Origin of the sequence: Pseudoalteromonas sp. P1-26 (assembly GCF_001401795.1) — a bacterium.
Lineage (GTDB): Bacteria > Pseudomonadota > Gammaproteobacteria > Enterobacterales > Alteromonadaceae > Pseudoalteromonas.
Genome location: NZ_LKDX01000033.1, coordinates 1 through 19,860, shown reverse-complemented (window position 1 = coordinate 19,860; position 19,860 = coordinate 1). Strand labels below are relative to the sequence as shown.

Annotated in this window: 15 protein-coding genes, 9 tRNA genes and 2 pseudogenes; 13 read left to right on the top strand and 13 right to left on the bottom strand. The window is 41.7% G+C overall.

Going from position 1 to position 19,860, the window contains the following annotated elements; translation table 11 throughout:
• Positions 1–646: 646 nt before the first annotated feature.
• Together AN394_RS15205 and AN394_RS15200 are read right to left on the bottom strand one after the other, a co-directional pair.
• Positions 647–946 carry a DUF3301 domain-containing protein gene (locus tag AN394_RS15205; protein WP_055021915.1) on the bottom strand — a complete coding sequence of 100 codons (300 nt, stop codon included), beginning with the start codon at positions 944–946 and terminating at the stop codon, positions 647–649.
• Positions 947–1,975, bottom strand: a complete 1,029-nt coding sequence (locus AN394_RS15200) for a DUF3549 family protein (protein WP_055021914.1) — start codon at positions 1,973–1,975, stop codon at positions 947–949.
• Between the two features lie 106 nt (positions 1,976–2,081).
• Between AN394_RS15200 and AN394_RS15195 the strand changes: the two genes are divergently transcribed.
• From AN394_RS15195 to AN394_RS15150, 10 genes are all read left to right on the top strand, one after another.
• Positions 2,082–2,396: a YqcC family protein gene (locus AN394_RS15195; protein WP_054553719.1), complete on the top strand. Its 315-nt coding sequence runs from the start codon at positions 2,082–2,084 to the stop codon at positions 2,394–2,396.
• 1 nt (position 2,397) lies between these two features.
• Positions 2,398–3,171 (top strand): tRNA pseudouridine(65) synthase TruC, encoded by a 774-nt coding sequence (gene truC, locus AN394_RS15190; RefSeq protein WP_055021913.1) that lies wholly within the window; start codon positions 2,398–2,400, stop codon positions 3,169–3,171.
• Complete coding sequence (locus AN394_RS15185; protein ID WP_054563623.1) at positions 3,158–3,604, top strand: flavodoxin; 447 nt, start codon at positions 3,158–3,160, stop codon at positions 3,602–3,604. Before truC ends, AN394_RS15185 begins: the two co-directional genes overlap by 14 nt.
• 128 nt (positions 3,605–3,732) lie before the next feature.
• Entirely contained in the window at positions 3,733–4,464 is a 732-nt protein-coding gene (locus AN394_RS15180) for an RNA methyltransferase (RefSeq protein WP_055021912.1), read from the top strand.
• 60 nt (positions 4,465–4,524) lie between these two features.
• Positions 4,525–7,923, top strand: a complete 3,399-nt coding sequence (locus tag AN394_RS15175) for a chromosome segregation SMC family protein (protein ID WP_055021911.1) — start codon at positions 4,525–4,527, stop codon at positions 7,921–7,923.
• 33 nt (positions 7,924–7,956) lie between these two features.
• Positions 7,957–8,685, top strand: a complete 729-nt coding sequence (gene zipA, locus AN394_RS15170; protein WP_055021910.1) for a cell division protein ZipA — start codon at positions 7,957–7,959, stop codon at positions 8,683–8,685.
• A gap of 82 nt (positions 8,686–8,767) precedes the next feature.
• The gene (ligA, locus tag AN394_RS15165) at positions 8,768–10,789 is read left to right on the top strand and encodes an NAD-dependent DNA ligase LigA (RefSeq protein WP_054563627.1); all 2,022 of its coding nucleotides are present in this window, start codon (positions 8,768–8,770) and stop codon (positions 10,787–10,789) included.
• Positions 10,782–11,126 carry a DUF3392 family protein gene (locus AN394_RS15160; RefSeq protein ID WP_055021909.1) on the top strand — a complete coding sequence of 115 codons (345 nt, stop codon included), beginning with the start codon at positions 10,782–10,784 and terminating at the stop codon, positions 11,124–11,126. Before ligA ends, AN394_RS15160 begins: the two co-directional genes overlap by 8 nt.
• Complete coding sequence (locus AN394_RS15155; RefSeq protein ID WP_055021908.1) at positions 11,123–11,611, top strand: DUF2919 domain-containing protein; 489 nt, start codon at positions 11,123–11,125, stop codon at positions 11,609–11,611. Before AN394_RS15160 ends, AN394_RS15155 begins: the two co-directional genes overlap by 4 nt.
• Before the next feature lie 9 nt (positions 11,612–11,620).
• Positions 11,621–12,073 carry a hypothetical protein gene (locus tag AN394_RS15150; RefSeq protein WP_055021907.1) on the top strand — a complete coding sequence of 151 codons (453 nt, stop codon included), beginning with the start codon at positions 11,621–11,623 and terminating at the stop codon, positions 12,071–12,073.
• A 61-nt stretch (positions 12,074–12,134) separates the two neighbouring features.
• Here AN394_RS15150 and AN394_RS22530 read toward each other — a convergent pair.
• A pseudogene (locus AN394_RS22530) lies at positions 12,135–12,215 on the bottom strand (hypothetical protein); the annotation flags it as partial.
• 19 nt (positions 12,216–12,234) lie between these two features.
• Between AN394_RS22530 and msrB the strand changes: the two are divergent.
• A pseudogene (gene msrB, locus AN394_RS15145) lies at positions 12,235–12,597 on the top strand (peptide-methionine (R)-S-oxide reductase MsrB); the annotation flags it as partial.
• Positions 12,598–12,626: 29 nt separating this feature from the next.
• Here msrB and AN394_RS15140 read toward each other — a convergent pair.
• The 10 genes from AN394_RS15140 to AN394_RS15095 all read right to left on the bottom strand — a co-directional run bounded on the left by AN394_RS15140 (position 12,627) and on the right by AN394_RS15095 (position 18,827).
• Positions 12,627–14,576, bottom strand: coding sequence for an ATP-binding protein (locus tag AN394_RS15140; protein ID WP_054563631.1), 1,950 nt, complete (start codon positions 14,574–14,576; stop codon positions 12,627–12,629).
• Entirely contained in the window at positions 14,573–15,949 is a 1,377-nt protein-coding gene (locus tag AN394_RS15135) for an extracellular solute-binding protein (RefSeq protein WP_055021906.1), read from the bottom strand. Before AN394_RS15135 ends, AN394_RS15140 begins: the two co-directional genes overlap by 4 nt.
• A 6-nt stretch (positions 15,950–15,955) precedes the next feature.
• Entirely contained in the window at positions 15,956–17,590 is a 1,635-nt protein-coding gene (locus AN394_RS15130; RefSeq protein ID WP_054563633.1) for a response regulator, read from the bottom strand.
• Positions 17,591–17,976: 386 nt separating this feature from the next.
• Positions 17,977–18,052: transfer RNA gene (locus tag AN394_RS15125), tRNA-Val, on the bottom strand.
• 102 nt (positions 18,053–18,154) lie between these two features.
• Positions 18,155–18,230 (bottom strand) — tRNA-Val (locus AN394_RS15120).
• Between the two features lie 35 nt (positions 18,231–18,265).
• Positions 18,266–18,341 (bottom strand) — tRNA-Val (locus tag AN394_RS15115).
• 43 nt (positions 18,342–18,384) lie between these two features.
• Positions 18,385–18,460: transfer RNA gene (locus AN394_RS15110), tRNA-Val, on the bottom strand.
• Between the two features lie 36 nt (positions 18,461–18,496).
• Positions 18,497–18,572: transfer RNA gene (locus tag AN394_RS15105), tRNA-Val, on the bottom strand.
• A 67-nt stretch (positions 18,573–18,639) separates the two neighbouring features.
• Positions 18,640–18,715: transfer RNA gene (locus AN394_RS15100), tRNA-Val, on the bottom strand.
• 36 nt (positions 18,716–18,751) lie between these two features.
• Positions 18,752–18,827: transfer RNA gene (locus AN394_RS15095), tRNA-Val, on the bottom strand.
• A gap of 644 nt (positions 18,828–19,471) precedes the next feature.
• Between AN394_RS15095 and AN394_RS15090 the strand changes: the two genes are divergently transcribed.
• Positions 19,472–19,547 (top strand) — tRNA-Ala (locus AN394_RS15090).
• A 39-nt stretch (positions 19,548–19,586) separates the two neighbouring features.
• A tRNA-Glu gene (locus tag AN394_RS15085) sits at positions 19,587–19,662 on the top strand.
• Positions 19,663–19,860 lie beyond the last annotated feature (198 nt).

The window sequence follows — 19,860 nt, the reverse complement described above, 5'->3', positions numbered from 1 at the left end:
ATAATTGCTTATTGTAATGATTTTAAAGGATTTATTGTTTTTGTCATTTTTGTGACTTAGAAAAAATTACTTTTTATGCCTACCAAGATATCCGCATTTCTCTAAACTTAATCATGTCAAGAAGACGCAGGTTCAACGATTGAACTGATGCCAAGGATTAGGATTATGGCAACAAAGCAAGAAGCTTAGCAGGAAGCAAAGGGACAAGAGCTAGGGAAGCAAGGAAGAACGAGGACACTGCCAGGATGCAGTACAATCGCGGAGCGATTGAAAAGGACTGACCAAAGGATGATTTTAGCAGGAAGCTAAAGGAGCGTTTGGAAAACGAAGTGGATAGCCATTGACGGCAAGAGGACGGCACTAGGATGTGTTAAATGTTACATGAAGTAGCATGGTGGGTGTATCGGATGTATACCCGTTCAGGGGAAAGATAAAAAGGCAGCTTCGGCATAAGTAAGGATACTTAATCATGGAAGTAGCAAGATTGGGGCGTGGCTATTAGCTACGCCTTAGTTCTTTATGGGGGTTGCACTTCTCGCACTTGCAATTATTCTTGTATAACTCGCAACTCGCAACTCGCAACTCGCAACTCGCAACTCGCAACTCGCAACTCGCAACTCGCAACTCGCAACTCGCAACTCGCAACTTAAATCTTATGCGGCGGTATTACTACGCTTTTAAGTAATTCGTTTTCCATGATCAAAACGCCTTGATACACGTTTTGTCCATCACTTGAAAACTCAAAAATAAATTCGCTTTTTATACCTGGTTTACCGTTTTTTAAAATGCCAAGTTGGCGCTTATTGCAAGCAACACTCATCAATTGCACATTTAATTGCTCAATTTGTCTTTGTGCATGAAGATTAGCTGCTTCGGCCACTTTTCTGTTTAACCAAAAAAAGTAGATGATGCTGCCAATGATGATGAGTGTCCACAAGCCTGCCATTTACGAAAATAACCTTCCAATTGCTCGAGCGAGTGTTTCGCTACGATTTTCTTTTCTTAATAAACCTAGTAGGTGAGGGCGAATACTAGGAATTGCAACTAAATCGGTGAAAATACTCACAAACAGTTGTTCAATTTCAGTGTGGTGTGCACAGCAATCCATAAACACGTGTAAGCGTTCTGGGTCTTCAAGTGTGCTAAAACAGCGCCCCGCAATCGTTAGTAGTACATCTGACTGGGTGTTCATATCAGAGCGTAATACAGTATCAACAAGTTGCGCAGTTAAACCTTGTGCTGGTGTTTTTGATAAGCTTCTAAGAGCTGCAACAAGGGCGATGTCGTCTTTATTCTCTATGGCGTTTAAACCATAGGCTAACAATTGCTCTGCAAACACGGGTTCGATTGCAACATGTTCAAGCATTGCACTTAGCGGCTGTAATACTTCGACTGGTAATTGCCCCCAAGCGGCTTGTAGATTTGCTAAATTGTTGTCGTTATCTAAACGCATCGCAAAGTCTGCAATACCTTGTACAGCAACACTTTGCCAATTATCAAAACCGAGTTTGCCTGAAAAATACAGCTGCGCATATTCGTAATACTGTGAAGCACTTTGTTTAAGTAAACATTTAACCTGTGCATTAAATGCTGCTAGCTTGTTGGCGTTTGGCGTAAATACATACGGGTTGTTGTCTAATTTGCCTTCGGCATTTTCACCGGTAATTTCTGTACCAAGCGCTTCAATTACCATATTTGCGAAATGATCGCGGCTTGCACTTACAAGACGGCTTTGCTCATCTAGGGGGAATTTTAAAAACCATACATAAGGTTCTTTAGACGCTTTTACATCCCAAAATTGAATAGCAAGCCAAGCATGACCAGCAAGCGGGTAAGGGTAAGGGATTTTTGTTTCTTCAATGGCAAGAAATTGTTTTTTGTCTAATTTCGTGATGTGTCTGCCAATATCGAAGGCACGCCAAGTGGTACCTGCTGCATCCAGAAGTTGCCCTAAAGTGGCGATCTGCTCAGTCATAAAATCTCAATTACCGTTTTTAATCTATATCAGCCGCGAATTATACGCCATACCATGGCGCCTTGGAACAGGGTATACTAAGCACAAAGGTATTAAGAGTTTTACAATGCATCAACAGACTTTGGCGCTGCTGCGCGAATTAGAATCCACATTACAACGCCATTCACTTTGGCAAACAACACCGATTGACCCAAGTGCACTCAATTCTAGTGTGCCGTTTTGTCATGACACCATGGCTTTTGAGCAATGGCTGCAATTTGTTTTTCTTGAAAAAATGCATACCCTCATTGCACATGCCCAGCCTTTACCCCGTAATTTTGCAATTGCACCTATGGCTGAAATGATGCTGGCACAACACAGCGGCGGTAATGATGTGATTAACGTTTTACAAAAACTCGATCAACTTTTGAGTGATGACTAAGATGCAAGAGAGTGTTAAGCCACAATTTGATGAGTTAACGATTCTGTACCGCGATGAAAATTACATTGCGATTGATAAACCATCCGGTTTATTGGTTCACCGTTCGTTTTTAGACAAACACGAAACCCAATTTGCAATGCAAATGCTGCGTGACCAGATAGGCCAACATGTGTTTCCTGTACATCGTTTAGATAGACCAACCTCAGGCGTATTACTGTTTGCGTTAAGCTCAGAAGCAGCCCGTGACATGAACCAGTTGTTTATTGATGGGCAAATTGAAAAACGTTACTTAGCTTTAGTAAGAGGCTTTTTAAACGAATCAATCTTCTTAGATAAACCTTTAAAAGAAGAGCTTGATAAAATTGCCGATAAGTTTGCTGATCAAAATAAAGCACCGCAAGAAGCACAAACGCAATTTCATTGCCTGCACCAAGCAAGCTTGCCTATTCCAATTGGTAAATACCCAACAGTTCGTTACTCGCTGGTGGAGTGTTTTCCAAAAACTGGCCGCAAACATCAAATTCGTCGTCATTTAAAACATTTATCATTGCCAATTATTGGTGATGTAAATCATGGTGATAATCAGCATAATCAATTTTTTAGAGAGCATTTTAAACTTCGTCGGTTAATGTTATTTGCCTCTGAATTAAAGTTTGTGCACCCTTATAGCAAGCAACCAATAACAATTAGAGCGCCTTTAGGCGATGCAATGTTAACGATTTGCCAGCAACTTGGCTGGCCAACAGAAGAAAAGGATTATTATGGCAACCATTAGTATTTTTGTCGGCAGTGTTTACGGCGGTGCTGAGCGTTTAAGCGAACAAGTTATTGAAGTCATTGAAAAGTCTGAGCATCAAGCGCAATTAGTTGAAAATGGCACGGTTGATGACATGCTGGCTGCGTCACATATTTTAGTGATCACTTCAACGACGGGTCAGGGCGATATTCCTGACAATTTAATCGCTTTATATAGCCAATTAAATGATCAATTTCCTATGTTAACAGGCAAGCAATACGGCATTATTGCTATGGGCGACCGCAGCTATGGCGATACGTTTTGTGGTGCAGGTCGCAGTTTTGATGAGCTGTTTCGCGATTTACAGGCAAAACCTGTTGGTCATCGTTTAGAAATTGATGCCTGTGAAGATTTTGAGCCTTGGCCTGTTACTGAGCCATGGTTAAATGAATGGCTGACAAAAATTAGTTAATGCCTCTTATTAGCTAGTGTCTCTTAAAAGTGCTGATTGAATAAGCAATTGGCACTTTCCCCTTGGTTTTTCGAGTACAGAATCTGTGACCTTGGTGATATACTTAACCATCATTTTATGAGGCTGTTATGATTTCAAAAAACCAACTGAAACTAATTCGTGCATTAGGTCAAAAGAAATACCGTAAGCAATATAACCAGTACCTTGTTCAAGGCGAAAAAAATGTACTTGAATTACTAAACAGTGGTTTTAGCATTGCTCATATCTTTGCGACTCCTGCATTTATTTCTGCGCATCAATCAGCACTTGCAGCCCATCAAGTCATTGAAGCAGATGAAGACAGCCTTACCAAAGCTAGTACGCTTGTTAGTAACAACGCCGCAATTGCTGTTGTTGATATGCCAAGTGAGCAAGCATTACCAACATCGGGACTTATTTTAGCCCTTGATGGCGTGTCGGATCCGGGGAATTTAGGAACGATTATTCGTGTTGCTGATTGGTATGGTATTAAGCATATTGTTACCAGCAAAGACAGTGCGGATGCTTATAATCCGAAAACTATTAGCGCAACCATGGGTTCATTTGCTCGCGTGAGTGTCTCACAAACTGATTTAACCAGTTACTTACCAAGCCTAAAGCTCCCTGTGTATGGTGCATTTTTAGAAGGTGAGAACATCCACAAAACTGCTCTTAAACAAGATGCCGTGTTACTAATGGGCAGTGAATCTCATGGTATACGAACTGATTGCGAAAGCTTAGTTACTGATAAAATCACTATTCCGGCTTATGGCCAAGCAGAATCGCTTAATGTAGCGATGGCAACGGGTATTATTTTAGATAATTTTAAGCGCCACGCTTAACCTTTTACCCTAAAATGGGTTAAATTGAAGAATAACAATAAAAATCGGTAAAACAATTAGATGCGCTTAAGCACCATAAAATTAGCGGGTTTCAAATCGTTTGTTGAACCCACTAAGATCCCATTTCCTGATCAGATGACGTGTGTTGTCGGCCCGAACGGCTGTGGCAAATCAAATGTCATCGATGCAGTGCGTTGGGTGCTCGGTGAAAGCTCAGCTAAAAACTTACGTGGCGATGCCATGACCGATGTTATTTTTAACGGCTCAACTAATCGAAAACCTATTTCACAAGCCTCTGTTGAGTTGGTGTTTGATAACACCAGTGGCCATTTACCGAATACCTTTGCTGATCGAAACCAAGTGGCGATCAAACGTTTAGTGACTCGAGATGGCCAGTCAATTTATTTTCTAAATGGCAGCAAATGCCGTAAGCGTGATATTACCGATATCTTTCTAGGCACAGGTCTTGGCCCGCGCAGCTATGCAATTATTGAGCAGGGCATGATCTCGCGTTTAATTGAGAGTAAACCGGCTGATTTACGTGTTTTTTTAGAAGAAGCTGCGGGGGTTTCAAAATACAAAGAGCGTCGTCGTGAAACGCAAACCCGCATTAAAAGCACCCGCGAAAACCTTGAGCGACTGCTTGATGTAAAGCAGGAGTTGCAAACACAGCTCGATAAACTTGCAGTGCAATCAGTCGATGCAAAAAAATACCGAGAGCTAAAAGCCACTGAGCGCACCTTAAAAGGGCAAATTGCGGTTTTAAAGTGGCAGAAGTTACACCAACAACAAATTGATAAAGCTGAGCAAATTAATAAACTTAAAGAGCAAATCCAGTTCTTTAGAGAAGCGCACTCTGGCCACGATGATGTTTTAGCAAGCCTTGAAAATCAGGTGCAGCTTGAGCAGCAAAAACTGCAAGACGCACAGCAGGCTCAGCATCAAACACACACTGATTTAACCCGCAAAGAGCAGCAACAGATCAGCTTAAAGCAGCAACAGCAAACACTTAGTCAAAACCTCATCAAACAGCAACAACTGCAGTTACAAAATAAAGAGCTGCAAGAAGAGCAACACGCCTCAGCCGCCATTTTACAAGAGCAGCTACAAGAAGCGATTGAGCAAAGTTTACTGTGCGCTGAGCAAGTTGCAGAGGTTGAAGAACAAGTCGCACAGCAACAGCAACAAACGCAAAGCGCCAATGAGCAATATCAAAGCACCTTACAGAAAAGCCAAGCTCATAGCAGTGATATTAATGTTGCAAAGAATCAACAGGCTCACTTTGCCCAGACTGTTGCGCAACTCGAGTCTCAGCAGGCACAACTTGCCGCTGAAATTAATGAACTTGAAGCGACTCCAGTTGCAGCGCAAATTGCAGAGCAACAACAGCAAATTCAATCACTGACGAAAGAGCTTGCGCAGCAACAAAGTGCGCTGAATAAGCTCACTCAAAATCTAGAACAAGCGGATAAAGAGCAACAGCACTTAGAGCAGGACTTAAATCGGGTTCAGCAGCACAGTAATGAAAATAGAGCCAGCATAGCTGCGCTTAATTCTGTGTTATCAGAGCAAACCAACAGCGAGAGTGTCTCTCTATTGGCGCAGTTAAAGGTGGCTTCTGGCTTTGAGCCGCTAATTGAACAAGCCCTACTTGGCCTTGAGCATCTAAAGGTCAGTCAACATAAAGAGCCTAACAGTGTTTGGCCTGCATCTGATGATGAGTTACCAAAAGAGTCATTAGCTAATTATATCGAATCGGGTGCTTACCCTGATTTATTAGCACGGTTTGCATTTCAACCTTGTTTTGATGACGCTATTTTGGCGGATACATATTGGCTGGCTGTGATTGATGAAGAGGGCTGTATGCATGGTCGTAACTTTCATACCGATGCCAATAAAGACGCCGACAATTCTTTGCTTTTAAAGCATGCTCAGCTAAGTGATGCTCAGCAGTTAGATGAAGAACTCAACGAGCAATTAGAAACTAAGCAGCAATTGCTAAATGAGCATCTAGCTCACAAGAAAACACTTATCGCCGACAAAGAGCAATACAGAGAACGAATTCACCAAGCAGCTCAGCAGATTGCATCGGCCAGCACTCGACGCGATATGTTATTAGAGCAGCAAACCCAGTGGCAAAACCAGCTTGTTAAGTTGCAACAGCGTCAAACCTTACTGGCTGAGCAAAAGCAAAATGCTGACCAACAGCAACAAACTCAGCAGTGTTTACTTGAACAACTGTTAGAGCAGCAATTAGAACTTGAAACTGAGTTAGAGCAAGCAAAACACCAACAAGCTGAGGCAAATAACCGCTATCGCCAAGTGGCTTCTATGCTTGAGCAATATAAAACGCAAGCACATCAAGCAAATTTGGCTGAACAAAAGGCTCGCAGTGAATGTCAACTTAGCGAAACCAAACTACAGCATGCTAATGCCGCCCAAAGTGCTGCCAGTGAAGCTGTATTAGAGCTCAACGAGCAACTAGAAGAATTAGTGATTCCGCTTGAAGAAGTAGCAGAGCAAATTATGCTATTGCTTGAAAAGCATCAACAAAGTGACGTTGAGCTGAAAAACTTGCAAGCGGCCTTGAGTCAAGCTAAAAAGGAGCTTGCTGATAAGCAAACAGCGTTGAAATCATCGCAATCTGAGTTGGTGACGTTACAAGAGCAGTTGCAAGCATTAGCGCTGGATGAGCAAAGTTTAATCGTGAAGGCGCAAGCTGCGTTAGAGCCACTTGAAGAACTGGAACAAAATTTAAAAACAGTACTTGAAGAACTGCCTGACAATGCCAATTTAAATAGCATGCAAACGAGGCTTACAAAAACCACGCAAGCATTAAATGAACTTGGCGCGGTGAACTTAGCGGCAATAGATGAGTTTGAGCAGGCTAAACAGCGCAGCGATTATTTAAATCAGCAGCTTGATGACTTAACACAAGCATTAAATACCCTTGAAGGGGCGATTCAAAAAATCGACCGAGAAACAAAAAATCGTTTCAAGGCGACCTTTGAACAAGTAAATACAGACTTTGGGGAGTTATTCCCAAAAGTGTTTGGTGGCGGTAGTGCTTACCTTGAATTGACCAGTGATGATCTACTTGAAAGTGGGGTGAGCATCATGGCAAGGCCACCAGGCAAGAAAAATTCGACAATTCACCTGCTTAGTGGTGGAGAAAAAGCGCTGACCGCATTATCATTGGTGTTTTCAATATTCAGGCTCAATCCAGCTCCATTCTGTATGCTAGATGAAGTGGATGCGCCATTGGATGATGCGAACGTGGGTCGTTTTTGCCGTTTGGTAGAAGAGATGTCACAATCAGTACAATTTATTTATATCAGTCATAACAAGATTGCTATGGAAATGGCAGGCAGGTTGACCGGTGTAACTATGGCTGAACCAGGTGTATCACGTATGGTCGCTGTAGATATAGAACAAGCTGTGCAAATGGCACATGCATAAAATTTAGGCATATCAAATAATAAAGGTGAGGGGATGGCCGAAGAATTAAGATGGGCTTTAATCGTAATCAGTGTATTTGTCATTGGTGGTTTATTAATTCACGGCTTATGGTCGGTGCGTAAAAAGGACAGCCCAGATACGCCATCAGTTGAGCGGGTTGAACCGAACGAAACAACCAGCGAGGTTCAAGAGCCTGCGACTGCAAAATCGCAAGAGCGTGATGAGCCAGAGTTTGGTGATTTAAGCTTTTCAGCAGAAAGTCACGACGAGCCGGCTGTTTCAGAACAGGTTGTTGAAGAGCCTGAAGCTGAGCAACAAGAAGTTGAAGAAGAACCTGCTGATGCACAAGCTCCAACCGATTTCATTATCGTGCATTTACAAATGCCAGAAGGTTTAACAATGGATGGCAGCCAATTATTGCCAGCTGTTAATATGTTAGGCTTTAAGTATTCTGAAGAAGGTTTCTTTAACCGTCATTTAGACCCAGCTGGCACAGGCCCGGTGTTATTCCGTTTAGTGAATATGTACAACCCAGGTACGTTCGATATTGATAATATGGAACAGTTTAGTACGGCAGGTGTTAGCTTATTTATGACCTTACCATGTGATGGCGACGGTCTAAGTGCATTCAACATGTTGCACAGTGCTGCTAAAAAGCTAGCCGATGAATTTGGTGCAACGATTTTAGATAGCAACCGTGAAGAAATGACGGTTGAAAGCGTTCGTGAGTATGTTGAGAAAGTTCGCAGCTTTTCATCGTAATCGCACACACAGAGTATAAGTATTAGGCCACTTGGCGTTAAGTCGTCTAAGTGGCTTTTTTATGTAGATTTTTGAGGTTTTCATGTCCAGCCCCATCTTTGAGCAAATTAGCCAACTTCGTGCCCAGTTAGAAGAGCATAACCATAATTATTATGTGCTGGATGCACCTAGCATTCCTGATGCTGAATATGACCGTTTAATGCGCGAATTAAGCGCCCTTGAGCAAGCTAATCCTGAGTTTCAAAGCCCTGACTCACCAAGCCAGAAAGTCGGTGGCGCTGCACTTGATAAGTTTGAGCAAGTTACTCACCAAGTGCCAATGCTGTCACTTGATAATGCGTTTTCAGAAGAAGAGTTTGCCGCCTTTAACCGCCGTATCAAAGAGCGTCTAATGGACAACAATGAGCTGACTTTTTGTTGTGAGCCAAAGCTTGATGGTTTAGCGGTATCGATTATTTATCGTGATGGTGTTTTAGTTCAAGCAGCCACCCGTGGCGATGGTATGGTGGGTGAAAACATCACTCAAAACGTGAAAACAATTCGTAATGTGCCGCTTAAGTTACGTGGCGATGACTTCCCAGCAGAGCTTGAAGTGCGCGGTGAAGTATTTATGGATAGCGCCGGTTTTGCCAAACTAAACAGTGAAGCCGAAAAACGTGGCGATAAAGTGTTTGTTAACCCACGTAATGCTGCGGCTGGTAGCTTACGTCAGCTTGACTCTAAAGTAACAGCAAAGCGTCCACTGATGTTTTATGCCTACAGCACTGGGCTTGTTGCCGATGGGCAGTTACCAGAAGATCATTACCAACAGCTAGCTAAACTCACCGATTGGGGTTTACCACTTTGCCCAGAAACAAAACTGGTTGAAGGTCAGCAAGCTGCACTTGATTACTACCAAGATATCTTGACGCGTCGAAGTAGCCTTGCCTACGAAATTGACGGTGTGGTTATTAAAGTAAATGACAAAAAACGACAAGAGCGTTTAGGCTTTGTGGCACGAGCACCACGCTGGGCAATTGCTTTTAAATTCCCGGCGCAAGAAGAAATCACCCAATTACTTGATGTTGAGTTTCAGGTAGGGCGCACTGGCGCAATCACCCCAGTAGCACGATTAGAGCCGGTATTTGTAGGTGGCGTAACGGTATCTAATGCAACACTTCACAACGGCGATGAAATTGCCCGTTTAGGCGTTAAAATTGGCGATACCGTGATTATACGTCGTGCGGGTGATGTTATTCCACAAATAACCCAAGTGGTCCTTGAACGTCGCCCTGACGATGCAAAAGACATTGAATTTCCAGCTACTTGCCCAATTTGTGACTCACATGTGGAGCGCATTGAAGGTGAAGCGGTTGCCCGTTGTACGGGTGGCTTAGTGTGCCAAGCGCAGCGTAAGCAAGCAATTAAACATTTTGCGTCACGTAAAGCACTTGATGTTGATGGCTTAGGCGACAAAATTGTTGACCAACTAGTTGACCGTGAACTGATCAAAACGCCTGCTGATTTATTTATCCTTAAACAAGGGCATTTTGAATCACTAGAGCGAATGGGTCCAAAGTCAGCTAAGAACTTAGTTAATGCACTACAAGATGCGAAACAAACAACCTTAGCTAAATTCCTATATTCGTTAGGTATTCGTGAAGTCGGTGAAGCAACCGCGCAAAACTTAGCAAACCATTTTTTAACTCTAGAAAAAATCACTCAAGCAAGCGTTGATGCGTTAACTGAAGTAAGTGACGTAGGTGAGATCGTTGCCAAGCATGTACGTGGCTTCTTTAGCGAAGAGCACAATATGGCAGTTGTAAATGCGTTAGTTGAGCAAGGTATTCACTGGCCAGAATTAACAGCGCCGAGCGCCGATGCGCAGCCATTAGCTGGCTTAACTTACGTACTGACCGGCACATTGAGTGAGCTTAATCGTAATGATGCAAAAGCACGTTTACAAGCGTTAGGTGCAAAAGTGTCGGGTAGTGTATCTGCTAAAACAGATGCACTGATTGCGGGTGAAAAAGCAGGCTCAAAATTAACCAAAGCACAAGACTTAGGCATTGATGTGTTAACTGAGGCTGACCTCATTGCACTTTTAAGTGAGCACAATGGATAGTCTATTGCAGGCATTGTCGTCAGTTGCTTTAACAATTGGCAGCTGGCTGCAACCACACCTTTACAATATTTCATTATTGCTGGTGGTGTGTTTTATATCCTTGTATGCAAACGATATTATTAAAGTGACCAAGCGCTTTGTCGCGCGTCGTCACTTTATTATTCGCGTGCTTTGCTTTGTTCTGGTCACAGGGTTTGGCATGGGCTTACTTGTGGTGTTTGTAACTCCATTTTTAAGTAAGTTGCTACTGCTACTCGGTGTTAAATGGCTGGCGCTTACACTTACAGCTGCGTTTTTGGTACTTGGCATCATTGCCGATAAGAAGAACCAAATATGAATCGCTACGGTCCAGAATACTGGGATAAACACGGCACTTATCGAACCCCAGTAGCGTTTCACTTAACTTTGTTAGTGTTGTTACGCAGTTACTTTATTTGGCTGATGGCGGCGCTGAGCCGTCGCCCTGATTTAGATATCATGTCGCTGTTTTTTAAATCGAAAAGCGATTTCTTTACAGCCATTGCCATAGCTGCAATCGCCTTATTACCGGCGGTGATCTTTTGTTTACGCCGACCTCAAGAAAATGCTGAAAGTGCGAAACGTCTGGCGTCTATATGGCGTTTTATGCGCTGGCCATTAATTTTGTGTGCCATCACGGATTTAAGTTGGTTAACCTATCAGGCTGCGCACAGTCACTATCAGTTTTCGTTTTTCTTAGCGTGTCAAATGGTGCTGGTGTTATGGGTACTGTTATATTTATTAAAAAGCAGATATCTGTCGGTCTTTTTTAATGATTGGCCAGATCCAATTGAAAAGAAATAGGGCTGCAATATGTTGGCAATTAATAAGCTTTTAGCAAAAATTTCACTCACGATCGCGCTGGTATTAATTGCTTTGTGGGTATTTACGCCACTTTGGCACAGTGCTGCATTTTCGTTGTTTGTGATGTTATGGGGCTTTATTACTTTATCAAGCCTTTATCGGGTAACTCCGTTATTTGTAGCGCGTAATCCCATTACTGATTTACTAAAGCGTGATGTAAATCAGCTAGCGCTGATAAGTCTGGCTGGTTTATTCGATTTTAAACGCAAAGCTGAGTTTGTATTAATTGGCCAAATTAAGCAGATTGAAATCGGCGAAGGTATAATCCATGTAACTGATGTCAATGACCAGCTGATAACCGCGGTATTAAGTGTTAACAGCAGCCAAATAAATAGTCATTTAGCACAGCTACTTTCTGAGCGTGAACGTGCACAAATAGATATCAGGTTACAAACACAGTAATTACTAGACGCACGTTGCTTGCCCTTAGTAGTGCTTGTGATGTACTGTGCAATTGTTGTATTCAACCCTGAGGGAGCATTATGTTAACTTGGCAAGATATTTTAGAGTTTGCCCATAACGGTAACCCAACACCTTCACGTCGAGTCGAAAAATCGCCATCTGAATGGCAAGCTGAGCTCGAACAAGATGCATTCTATGTAACCCGTTTAAAAGGCACCGAACGTCCGCATAGCTCTGATTCATGTACGATATTTGAACCAGGTCAATATGCGTGTGTGTGTTGTGACAACTTACTTTTTGATGGCGATGAAAAGTTCGATAGTGGCACAGGCTGGCCGTCATTTACCCAGCCTAGCAGTGTTGAAAGCATTGCCTATATCGCGGACTCTAGCCATGGTATGCAGCGCATTGAAGCCGTATGTAATGTTTGCGATGCACATTTAGGACATGTATTTCCTGATGGTCCACCGCCAAGTGGCTTACGCTATTGCATGAATGCTATAGCGATGAAAAAACGCGACTAATGCGTGTTTAATCTCTATCTAATCATTACCTAATCTAAGTATTGAGCAATGATAAAAATAAGGTGCTCACGGTGAATTGGCTTACTGATTATGTAGTCTGTCAAAATACTGGATTGCGCCTTATCATCTTTTAATACCGATGCTGTAACCGCAATGATTGGAATATGCTTGAAGCGATCATCACTACGAATTAACTGACTTGCTTCTAATCCGCCCATCACCGGCATTTTTAAATCCATGATGATTAAATCAGGCTGATGCTGCTCAATTTTTTTGAGGGCATCTTCACCATTGATAGCCGTGTCTACGGTAAAGCTCCAGCGCGATAAGAAGGACTCTAAATAGTCACGGTTGTAGGGAATATCATCAACAATCAAAATGCGAGCAGGATTAAAGTGGTAGCTCGAAATAGCGGGGTAGTTACGATGTTTCACTTCATTTTTAGATTCAGCTAATTCAATATTTGGTAACGACACGATAAACTCACTGCCTTTATCTTTATCGCTGATCACCGATAACTCACCACCCATTAGCTTGATAAAACGCAGTGAAATCGCAAGACCTAACCCCGTTCCACCAAACTCAGAACTACGTTGGCCTTGTACTTGTTCAAAATCATTAAAAATAAGATCTTGTTGATCTTTAGGAATACCCTTACCTGTGTCTGTGACATGAATTTTGATATCAATATTGCTGTTGTCATCGTGTGCTTTAAAATCAAAATACACTTTAACACTGCCTTGTGCTGTGAACTTAATAGCATTACTGATTAAGTTGGTTAGTACTTGGCGAACTTTATTGCTATCAAGTAACACTGGAGTTGTTAACTCAGGGTGAGAGGTTATTTGTAAATCGAGATCTTTTTGCGCACTGAGCTGTAAAAACATCATATTAAGCTCATGGCACATTTTAGGGATTTCTACACGCTCAATATCGAGTTGCATTTTACCAGCATCGATTTTTGATAAATCGAGAATGTCATTCAAAACATTAAGCAGTGAATTTCCAGAGATTGATATTGCTTCTAAATAACGACGCTTATTTTTATCTGTTTCGCTATCTTGTAGTAATTGGCTAAAACCTAGCACTGCATTGAGCGGAGTTCTTAACTCATGTGACATATTAGCTAAAAAGCGACTTTTGGCCTGATTTGATTGCTCAGCTTGTTCTTTAGCATCAAGGTACTCTTGAGTGCGCTTTGCAACCGTGTCTTCAAGCAAACTATGTTGTTCATGCATGCTGTTGATCTGCTGTCTAACCGCAGCGCGCATCATTTTAAAGCCACTGGCGAGAGTACCTATTTCATCTTGGCTTTTTATATTAATAGGGCAGTTTAAATCACCCGTGGTCACAGCATGAGAAAACTCTACGAGCTGATCAATGGGCTGTAAAATAATACGGCGAATAATGATATAGGCGATGATAAGTGCGGTTAACAGGTAAATAGCAAACAGCGAAACCGCATTACTAATAATCGATTTAGTCTTTAACGCTAAGTCTTTATCTGAAAAGCTTACGATAACGTAACCGATGTTTTCCCCCTGAAAATTGCTAATTGGCACAGCAACAGCATATTGCTGATCCATGGCTACAATGGCATTTTGCTCAGGGTTGAGCTGTTTTAGCAGCACTTGGTTAGTTTCTAGGGTATCTACTTTACTGTTATCCGGGTGGGCGGCGATAAAGTTATTTTGGTCGATAAAGTAAATCGTCTTTAAATCATCAAAGGTATTATTTTTTAAAATGTTCTTTAATGTAATACCCTGAATTTTAAGCACCCAACTTCCCACGGTATTGTCTTGTGTGAGGCTATTTATTTCTGACAACATGGGCGAGACAATCGCATCGGCTTTTTCACTCATGTTCAAAAGTGTTTGCTCTTTAAGCTCCATTACATGCAACGACGTACTTGCCCCTAAAATAAGGGTAATGGTAAAGCCAATGATCATTAAAATTTTGTGGGCAATACTAATTCTCATTGCTCAATATTACTCCGTACTTTTAATGCTTGCATATTAGCGTTGATTTTTGCGTCTGTGCTTTTGATTGATTGTTTTATATCTGCACCATAGAAAATTTGGCTAAAGGTTTGCGAAATCATTTCGCCAATAACCGGAAACTCGACCATGCCAGCCTGAAGGCGATCAGGCGTTGCATGCTCAAACACCCATAACATGGCTTTATTAAAGCCAGGTTTGTTTACTAGAGTAAACAGCTTCTCGTGCCACACTTTTTGTCTAGGCGGTGAGCCACCTGTACTAAGTAGTGCGGCGGTCTGCTCACTGGTTGCCCATTGAATAAATAACCATGCAGCATCTTTGTTAGTTGATTTGCTATTAATTGCAAATGCCCATGCCCAAGGAGATGTTTCTCTGGCGATTGGACCAGCAGGCAAGGGGGCTGCTTCCCATTTATTCCAAATATCTGACTCTTCGGCGGTATCTATTTCATTATAAAAATGAGAAGCCAAAAAGGCCGAGGCAAGGCGGCCTTCTTTAAACAGGCGACGAATTTCATAAAAATGCAGTAAGCGGCTGTTATCTGGATTGCCGAACCCTGTTACTAGGTCGCGATACACTTGTAGGCTTTGTGCCGTTTCAGGGCTATTAAAAACTGACTGGCCCTGCGCGTCGATAACTTCAGCGCCATAAGCACGCATAACAGGTAATACAGTCCAAGTGTTTAATCCTGCACCGGGCAATGTCCGTGAGGCAAATGCATGCATACCATTTAAAGAAGGGGTGCGGTCGATTTCCCGTTGTAACTTAACCTTGGTTGCTTGTAGTTGCTCGTAGGTATCTGGAACTGCTAAGTTAAAACGTTCGAAAAGATCTTTGCGATAAAAATAAATCGGCGCAGAAAAATCAAATGGTAACGAATATAGCGTGTTATCAATTTTACAAAGCGCTAGGCTACGCTCACTAATGTCTTCTAACTGATACCAAGTTTTGTCTGTCAGTTTTGGGTTATCAATGTAAGGCTGCAAGGGCTCAATCCAGCCTTGGCTTTGCGCTTCACCTAAAAAGGTAATCCCCATCGGCAGTACATCGTAAAGCCCTGAAGCCTCGCTTAAATCTTGATGGCGACGAACACGCATTTGTGATTGTTCTAAAGCATGAAAGCCAACAGAAATCCCTGTTAGCTGCTCAAATAAAGGAATGTAGGGTTTTAACGCCATAAATGCAGGCTGCTCATCAGCCAAAATATTGATATGGCTACCTGCTTTACTTTGCCAATTGATACTGGCTTGTTGCCAATGTTGTAATGTTGCTGAGGCAAAGCTGTATTGGCAAAAGATTAAAAGCGCAACGCTTAGGAGGGGCTTTTTAAATTTAAACAAAGAAAATGCCATACTCGATTACTCAGCAAGCTTAATTTTTAACTTTGCAGCCAAGGCTTTAATTTTTTCAAAGCGGATTGCTTGTTCATCTTCTAATGTTTGCGCATCTAGCAAGGCAAAACATTTTTTCGCGAGCGCTAAATTAAATGATTGGCCTTGGTTATTTGTATCGAATAAACATTGCAGTAGGTTTAAAGCGATGCTGGCATTTTTAGGCATGATCCTAAATGCTTGGGTGAAGGCTTCAAGTGCCGTATTGAGCTGACCTTTATTAAATTGTGTTACAGCGTGATTATTGAGCTCTTTCGGACCGAGCTTGATATCTCGTCGTTCAGTTTGTTGTTGTTGAATATAACGTAAATACACCGGATCGCTAACTGATGGGTGGCGTTCACAGTGAGTGATAATTTGGTTAAATAGCATCTGTGCTTTGTGGTGAAAACCAAGCTCATGAAACGCTTTCGCTTTATCGAGCGCACCATCTACTGAACGAATTTGAGTGTCACTTTCATCAAGCTGATTGATAAGTGCTTTAGCCTTTTGATGTTCATCCTTTAAATAATGCAAACGCGCATTGAGAACATCAATTTGTGTTTGATTATTACTATTCGGAAACTGCTTTTTTAAATCACTTAAGTACTGGTTTGTCTGTCTCGAAATGCGATTAACTTGATCGGTTTGATCCGTCGTTAAAGCAAAATCAATCCCTGCGCGCGCCGCATTTAAATATATATCAGGGTTATCGTGAATTGAGTGCTTTGCGTAACTGGCAATATCTTTTTGAGTTAAATAGTTTTTTTCATAATCATGATTAAGCAATGATACATGACTCAGGGCTTTTTGGCGGTCAATGTTACGTGGGGCAATCTCAACAGCTTTACTAAAAAAGTCCTGAGCCTCATCAAACTTATTGAGTTTAATTTCTAATCGACCTAGTAAATCAAGCGCAACTAGTCTCGTTTCACTGCGCTGCAACATCGTCTTAAGCATGCGGTGTGCTAGGGTATGTTCATTATTAGCAATAAGCGCTTCGACTAAACCAACTTTTGCCCAAGTAAATTTTTGAATATCGAGCACTGATTTAAAAAATGTTTTGGCCTCTTCAAAGCGCTTAAGGCGAAGAAGGGCGTCGCCTTTTAATCTCAACAGAATGGCACTGTAACTATTACCTTTGTTTTGCAGCAAGGCATCAATTTGTTTAATTGCTTTGGAGTCATTCCCATCATCAATAAGTTGATAAATTTGATGTAGGTTACTTTTGCGCAATAACACTTTTTCAATACGATTTTTTAATTCGTTAATTGTAAAGGGTTTAACTAAGAAATCATCTGGTTGTAGCTCGAGTACACTGTGAACTAACGAGCCGCTTGTTTCAGCTGAAATAAAAATAAAGCCGGTAGAGTTTTTTATAAGACGCTTCATTTTCAGCTCTTCATAAAGCTGATAACCATCTTGATGTTTACTAAGGTTAAATGAACAAACGATGAGATCAAATTGCTCAATTTGACATTGTTCTTTTGCTGCAATTGCATGCTCAGCAAAACGCAACTGACGAAACCCCAATCCCTCTAAGGACTGTTTCATATAGCTTTGAGCAAGTGGCTGCTCTTCAACTATTAAAATTTTGGCTTTCGAAAAAATCTTTGCAGGCATTGGACTTGCGACTAAGTGACATTAACGATGACTATAATAAACAGTCTAGCTGCTGACAAGGCAAATTACAGCTTTTGCAATGATTTAAAGTTTAGCTTTGGGTTATATCAATAAATGGAGTAGTGAGTGATAGATATTAGAAGTCAGATATTAGAAGTGATTGTTATATGTGGTGGGTCGTACTGGACTTGAACCATCGAGCCTGTGTTTTGTAAAGGGTGGCGATGCTTTTGAAAACTAGAGATAAAACAAGGAAGCTTTAAAGAAAGTATTTAATGAGTGTTTATATGTGGTGGGTCGTACTGGACTTGAATCATCGAGCCTGTGTTTTGTAAAGGGTGGCGATGCTTTTGAAAACTAGAGATAAAATAAGGAGGTTTTATATGTGGTGGGTCGTACTGGACTTGAACCAGTGACCCTCGCCTTGTAAGGGCGATGCTCTCCCAACTGAGCTAACGACCCACATATAAATTTTGTTTTAGATTAAATGGTTGGTCTTACTGAACTTAACCACCGAGCCTTTTCGTTGTAAAGAGTTGCGATGCTCTTTGCTTCAAAAAGTAATGGTGGGTCGTACTGGACTTGAACCAGTGACCCTCGCCTTGTAAGGGCGATGCTCTCCCAACTGAGCTAACGACCCATATAATCTTTTTCTTCGCTACCATTTTAATTAAATGGTGGGTCGTACTGGACTTGAACCAGTGACCCTCGCCTTGTAAGGGCGATGCTCTCCCAACTGAGCTAACGACCCGCGAAGAATAATCTAAATGAAAACACCATCAAAGTTTGTTTAATGGTGGGTCGTACTGGACTTGAACCAGTGACCCTCGCCTTGTAAGGGCGATGCTCTCCCAACTGAGCTAACGACCCATTTAGATTTTTGTAATATGAAACACCATTTTAAAATGGTGGGTCGTACTGGACTTGAACCAGTGACCCTCGCCTTGTAAGGGCGATGCTCTCCCAACTGAGCTAACGACCCATATTACATACAGCATATTTTCTTAATGGAAGGACCACCGAAACTTTCTTTATAAAGAGAAAGTAAATGGTGGGTCGTACTGGACTTGAACCAGTGACCCTCGCCTTGTAAGGGCGATGCTCTCCCAACTGAGCTAACGACCCATTAAGAATTTAGATATGAACACCATTAGGGAATAATGGTGGGTCGTACTGGACTTGAACCAGTGACCCTCGCCTTGTAAGGGCGATGCTCTCCCAACTGAGCTAACGACCCATATCTAAAACAACTCATTGCTGCGTTGTTGTGGGGCGCTATTATAGATAGAGTTGTAAATGTGTCAACACTTGAATGAGTAAAAATGTGTTAGATGCAGCTTTTATAAACAATGACATGGCATTTAAGCATTTTTTGGCGAACAAATATGCAATTTATATTCATAAGCTTATATTTAGACTTGGATCTATAGCTTTATGACCTAGGTAAATCATTCCAAATGATATGAATACAGTAAATTTTTAAAACAGTTTTTTCATATCGATAAATTTGCATTAGTTAATTGCACTCTAGTTAGCACTATTAAAAACAAAGCAGGGGAGGGGAAAGTCGTTTTATTTAAAGCTTTAAATAACGAACTTTATTTTGCATATAAATGTATACCCTTTTTTTAGAGAGTAAACTCAAAAGCAGAGAGTCTTTGATAACAAATCAACAATGCAATTAGCCCAAAATAGCTAATTTGATAGCGCTTTGTATAAAATACCTCCGCAATGGATTGATATTTAGTCAGCTTGTTGAAATTTAAATCATTTAAATAAACTTAGATAAAAAACTGTTGACTTTATTTGGGGGGCTGCATAGAATGCGCCCCGCACTCAGCGATACACAACCAACATTAATTGGCGGTGTGTATGCAAGTCGGGGCTATAGCTCAGCTGGGAGAGCGCTTCGCTGGCAGCGAAGAGGTCTGCGGTTCGATCCCGCATAGCTCCACCAGATTTGCATAGTGTTTGTCCTAGGGTTGCAGTTTTCTGCGTCCCCATCGTCTAGAGGCCTAGGACACCGCCCTTTCACGGCGGTAACAGGGGTTCGAATCCCCTTGGGGACGCCACTTACTCTTAGTAAGTGAGCAATTGCCAAGAGAATAAATATGTTGGTCTCGAGTACTTACATGTTATTTTAGTAACCTTAACTCCGATATGAGTCAAACTATCATTTAATGTCCTAGTGACACATTATGTGTCCCCATCGTCTAGAGGCCTAGGACACCGCCCTTTCACGGCGGTAACAGGGGTTCGAATCCCCTTGG

Coding starts and splice junctions, on each gene's coding strand:
- AN394_RS15205 (WP_055021915.1), bottom strand. CDS start 946: ATGGCAGGCTTGTGGACACTCATCATCATTGGCAGCATCATCTACTTT.
- AN394_RS15200 (WP_055021914.1), bottom strand. CDS start 1,975: ATGACTGAGCAGATCGCCACTTTAGGGCAACTTCTGGATGCAGCAGGT.
- AN394_RS15195 (WP_054553719.1), top strand. CDS start 2,082: ATGCATCAACAGACTTTGGCGCTGCTGCGCGAATTAGAATCCACATTA.
- truC (WP_055021913.1), top strand. CDS start 2,398: ATGCAAGAGAGTGTTAAGCCACAATTTGATGAGTTAACGATTCTGTAC.
- AN394_RS15185 (WP_054563623.1), top strand. CDS start 3,158: ATGGCAACCATTAGTATTTTTGTCGGCAGTGTTTACGGCGGTGCTGAG.
- AN394_RS15180 (WP_055021912.1), top strand. CDS start 3,733: ATGATTTCAAAAAACCAACTGAAACTAATTCGTGCATTAGGTCAAAAG.
- AN394_RS15175 (WP_055021911.1), top strand. CDS start 4,525: ATGCGCTTAAGCACCATAAAATTAGCGGGTTTCAAATCGTTTGTTGAA.
- zipA (WP_055021910.1), top strand. CDS start 7,957: ATGGCCGAAGAATTAAGATGGGCTTTAATCGTAATCAGTGTATTTGTC.
- ligA (WP_054563627.1), top strand. CDS start 8,768: ATGTCCAGCCCCATCTTTGAGCAAATTAGCCAACTTCGTGCCCAGTTA.
- AN394_RS15160 (WP_055021909.1), top strand. CDS start 10,782: ATGGATAGTCTATTGCAGGCATTGTCGTCAGTTGCTTTAACAATTGGC.
- AN394_RS15155 (WP_055021908.1), top strand. CDS start 11,123: ATGAATCGCTACGGTCCAGAATACTGGGATAAACACGGCACTTATCGA.
- AN394_RS15150 (WP_055021907.1), top strand. CDS start 11,621: ATGTTGGCAATTAATAAGCTTTTAGCAAAAATTTCACTCACGATCGCG.
- AN394_RS15140 (WP_054563631.1), bottom strand. CDS start 14,576: ATGAGAATTAGTATTGCCCACAAAATTTTAATGATCATTGGCTTTACC.
- AN394_RS15135 (WP_055021906.1), bottom strand. CDS start 15,949: ATGGCATTTTCTTTGTTTAAATTTAAAAAGCCCCTCCTAAGCGTTGCG.
- AN394_RS15130 (WP_054563633.1), bottom strand. CDS start 17,590: ATGCCTGCAAAGATTTTTTCGAAAGCCAAAATTTTAATAGTTGAAGAG.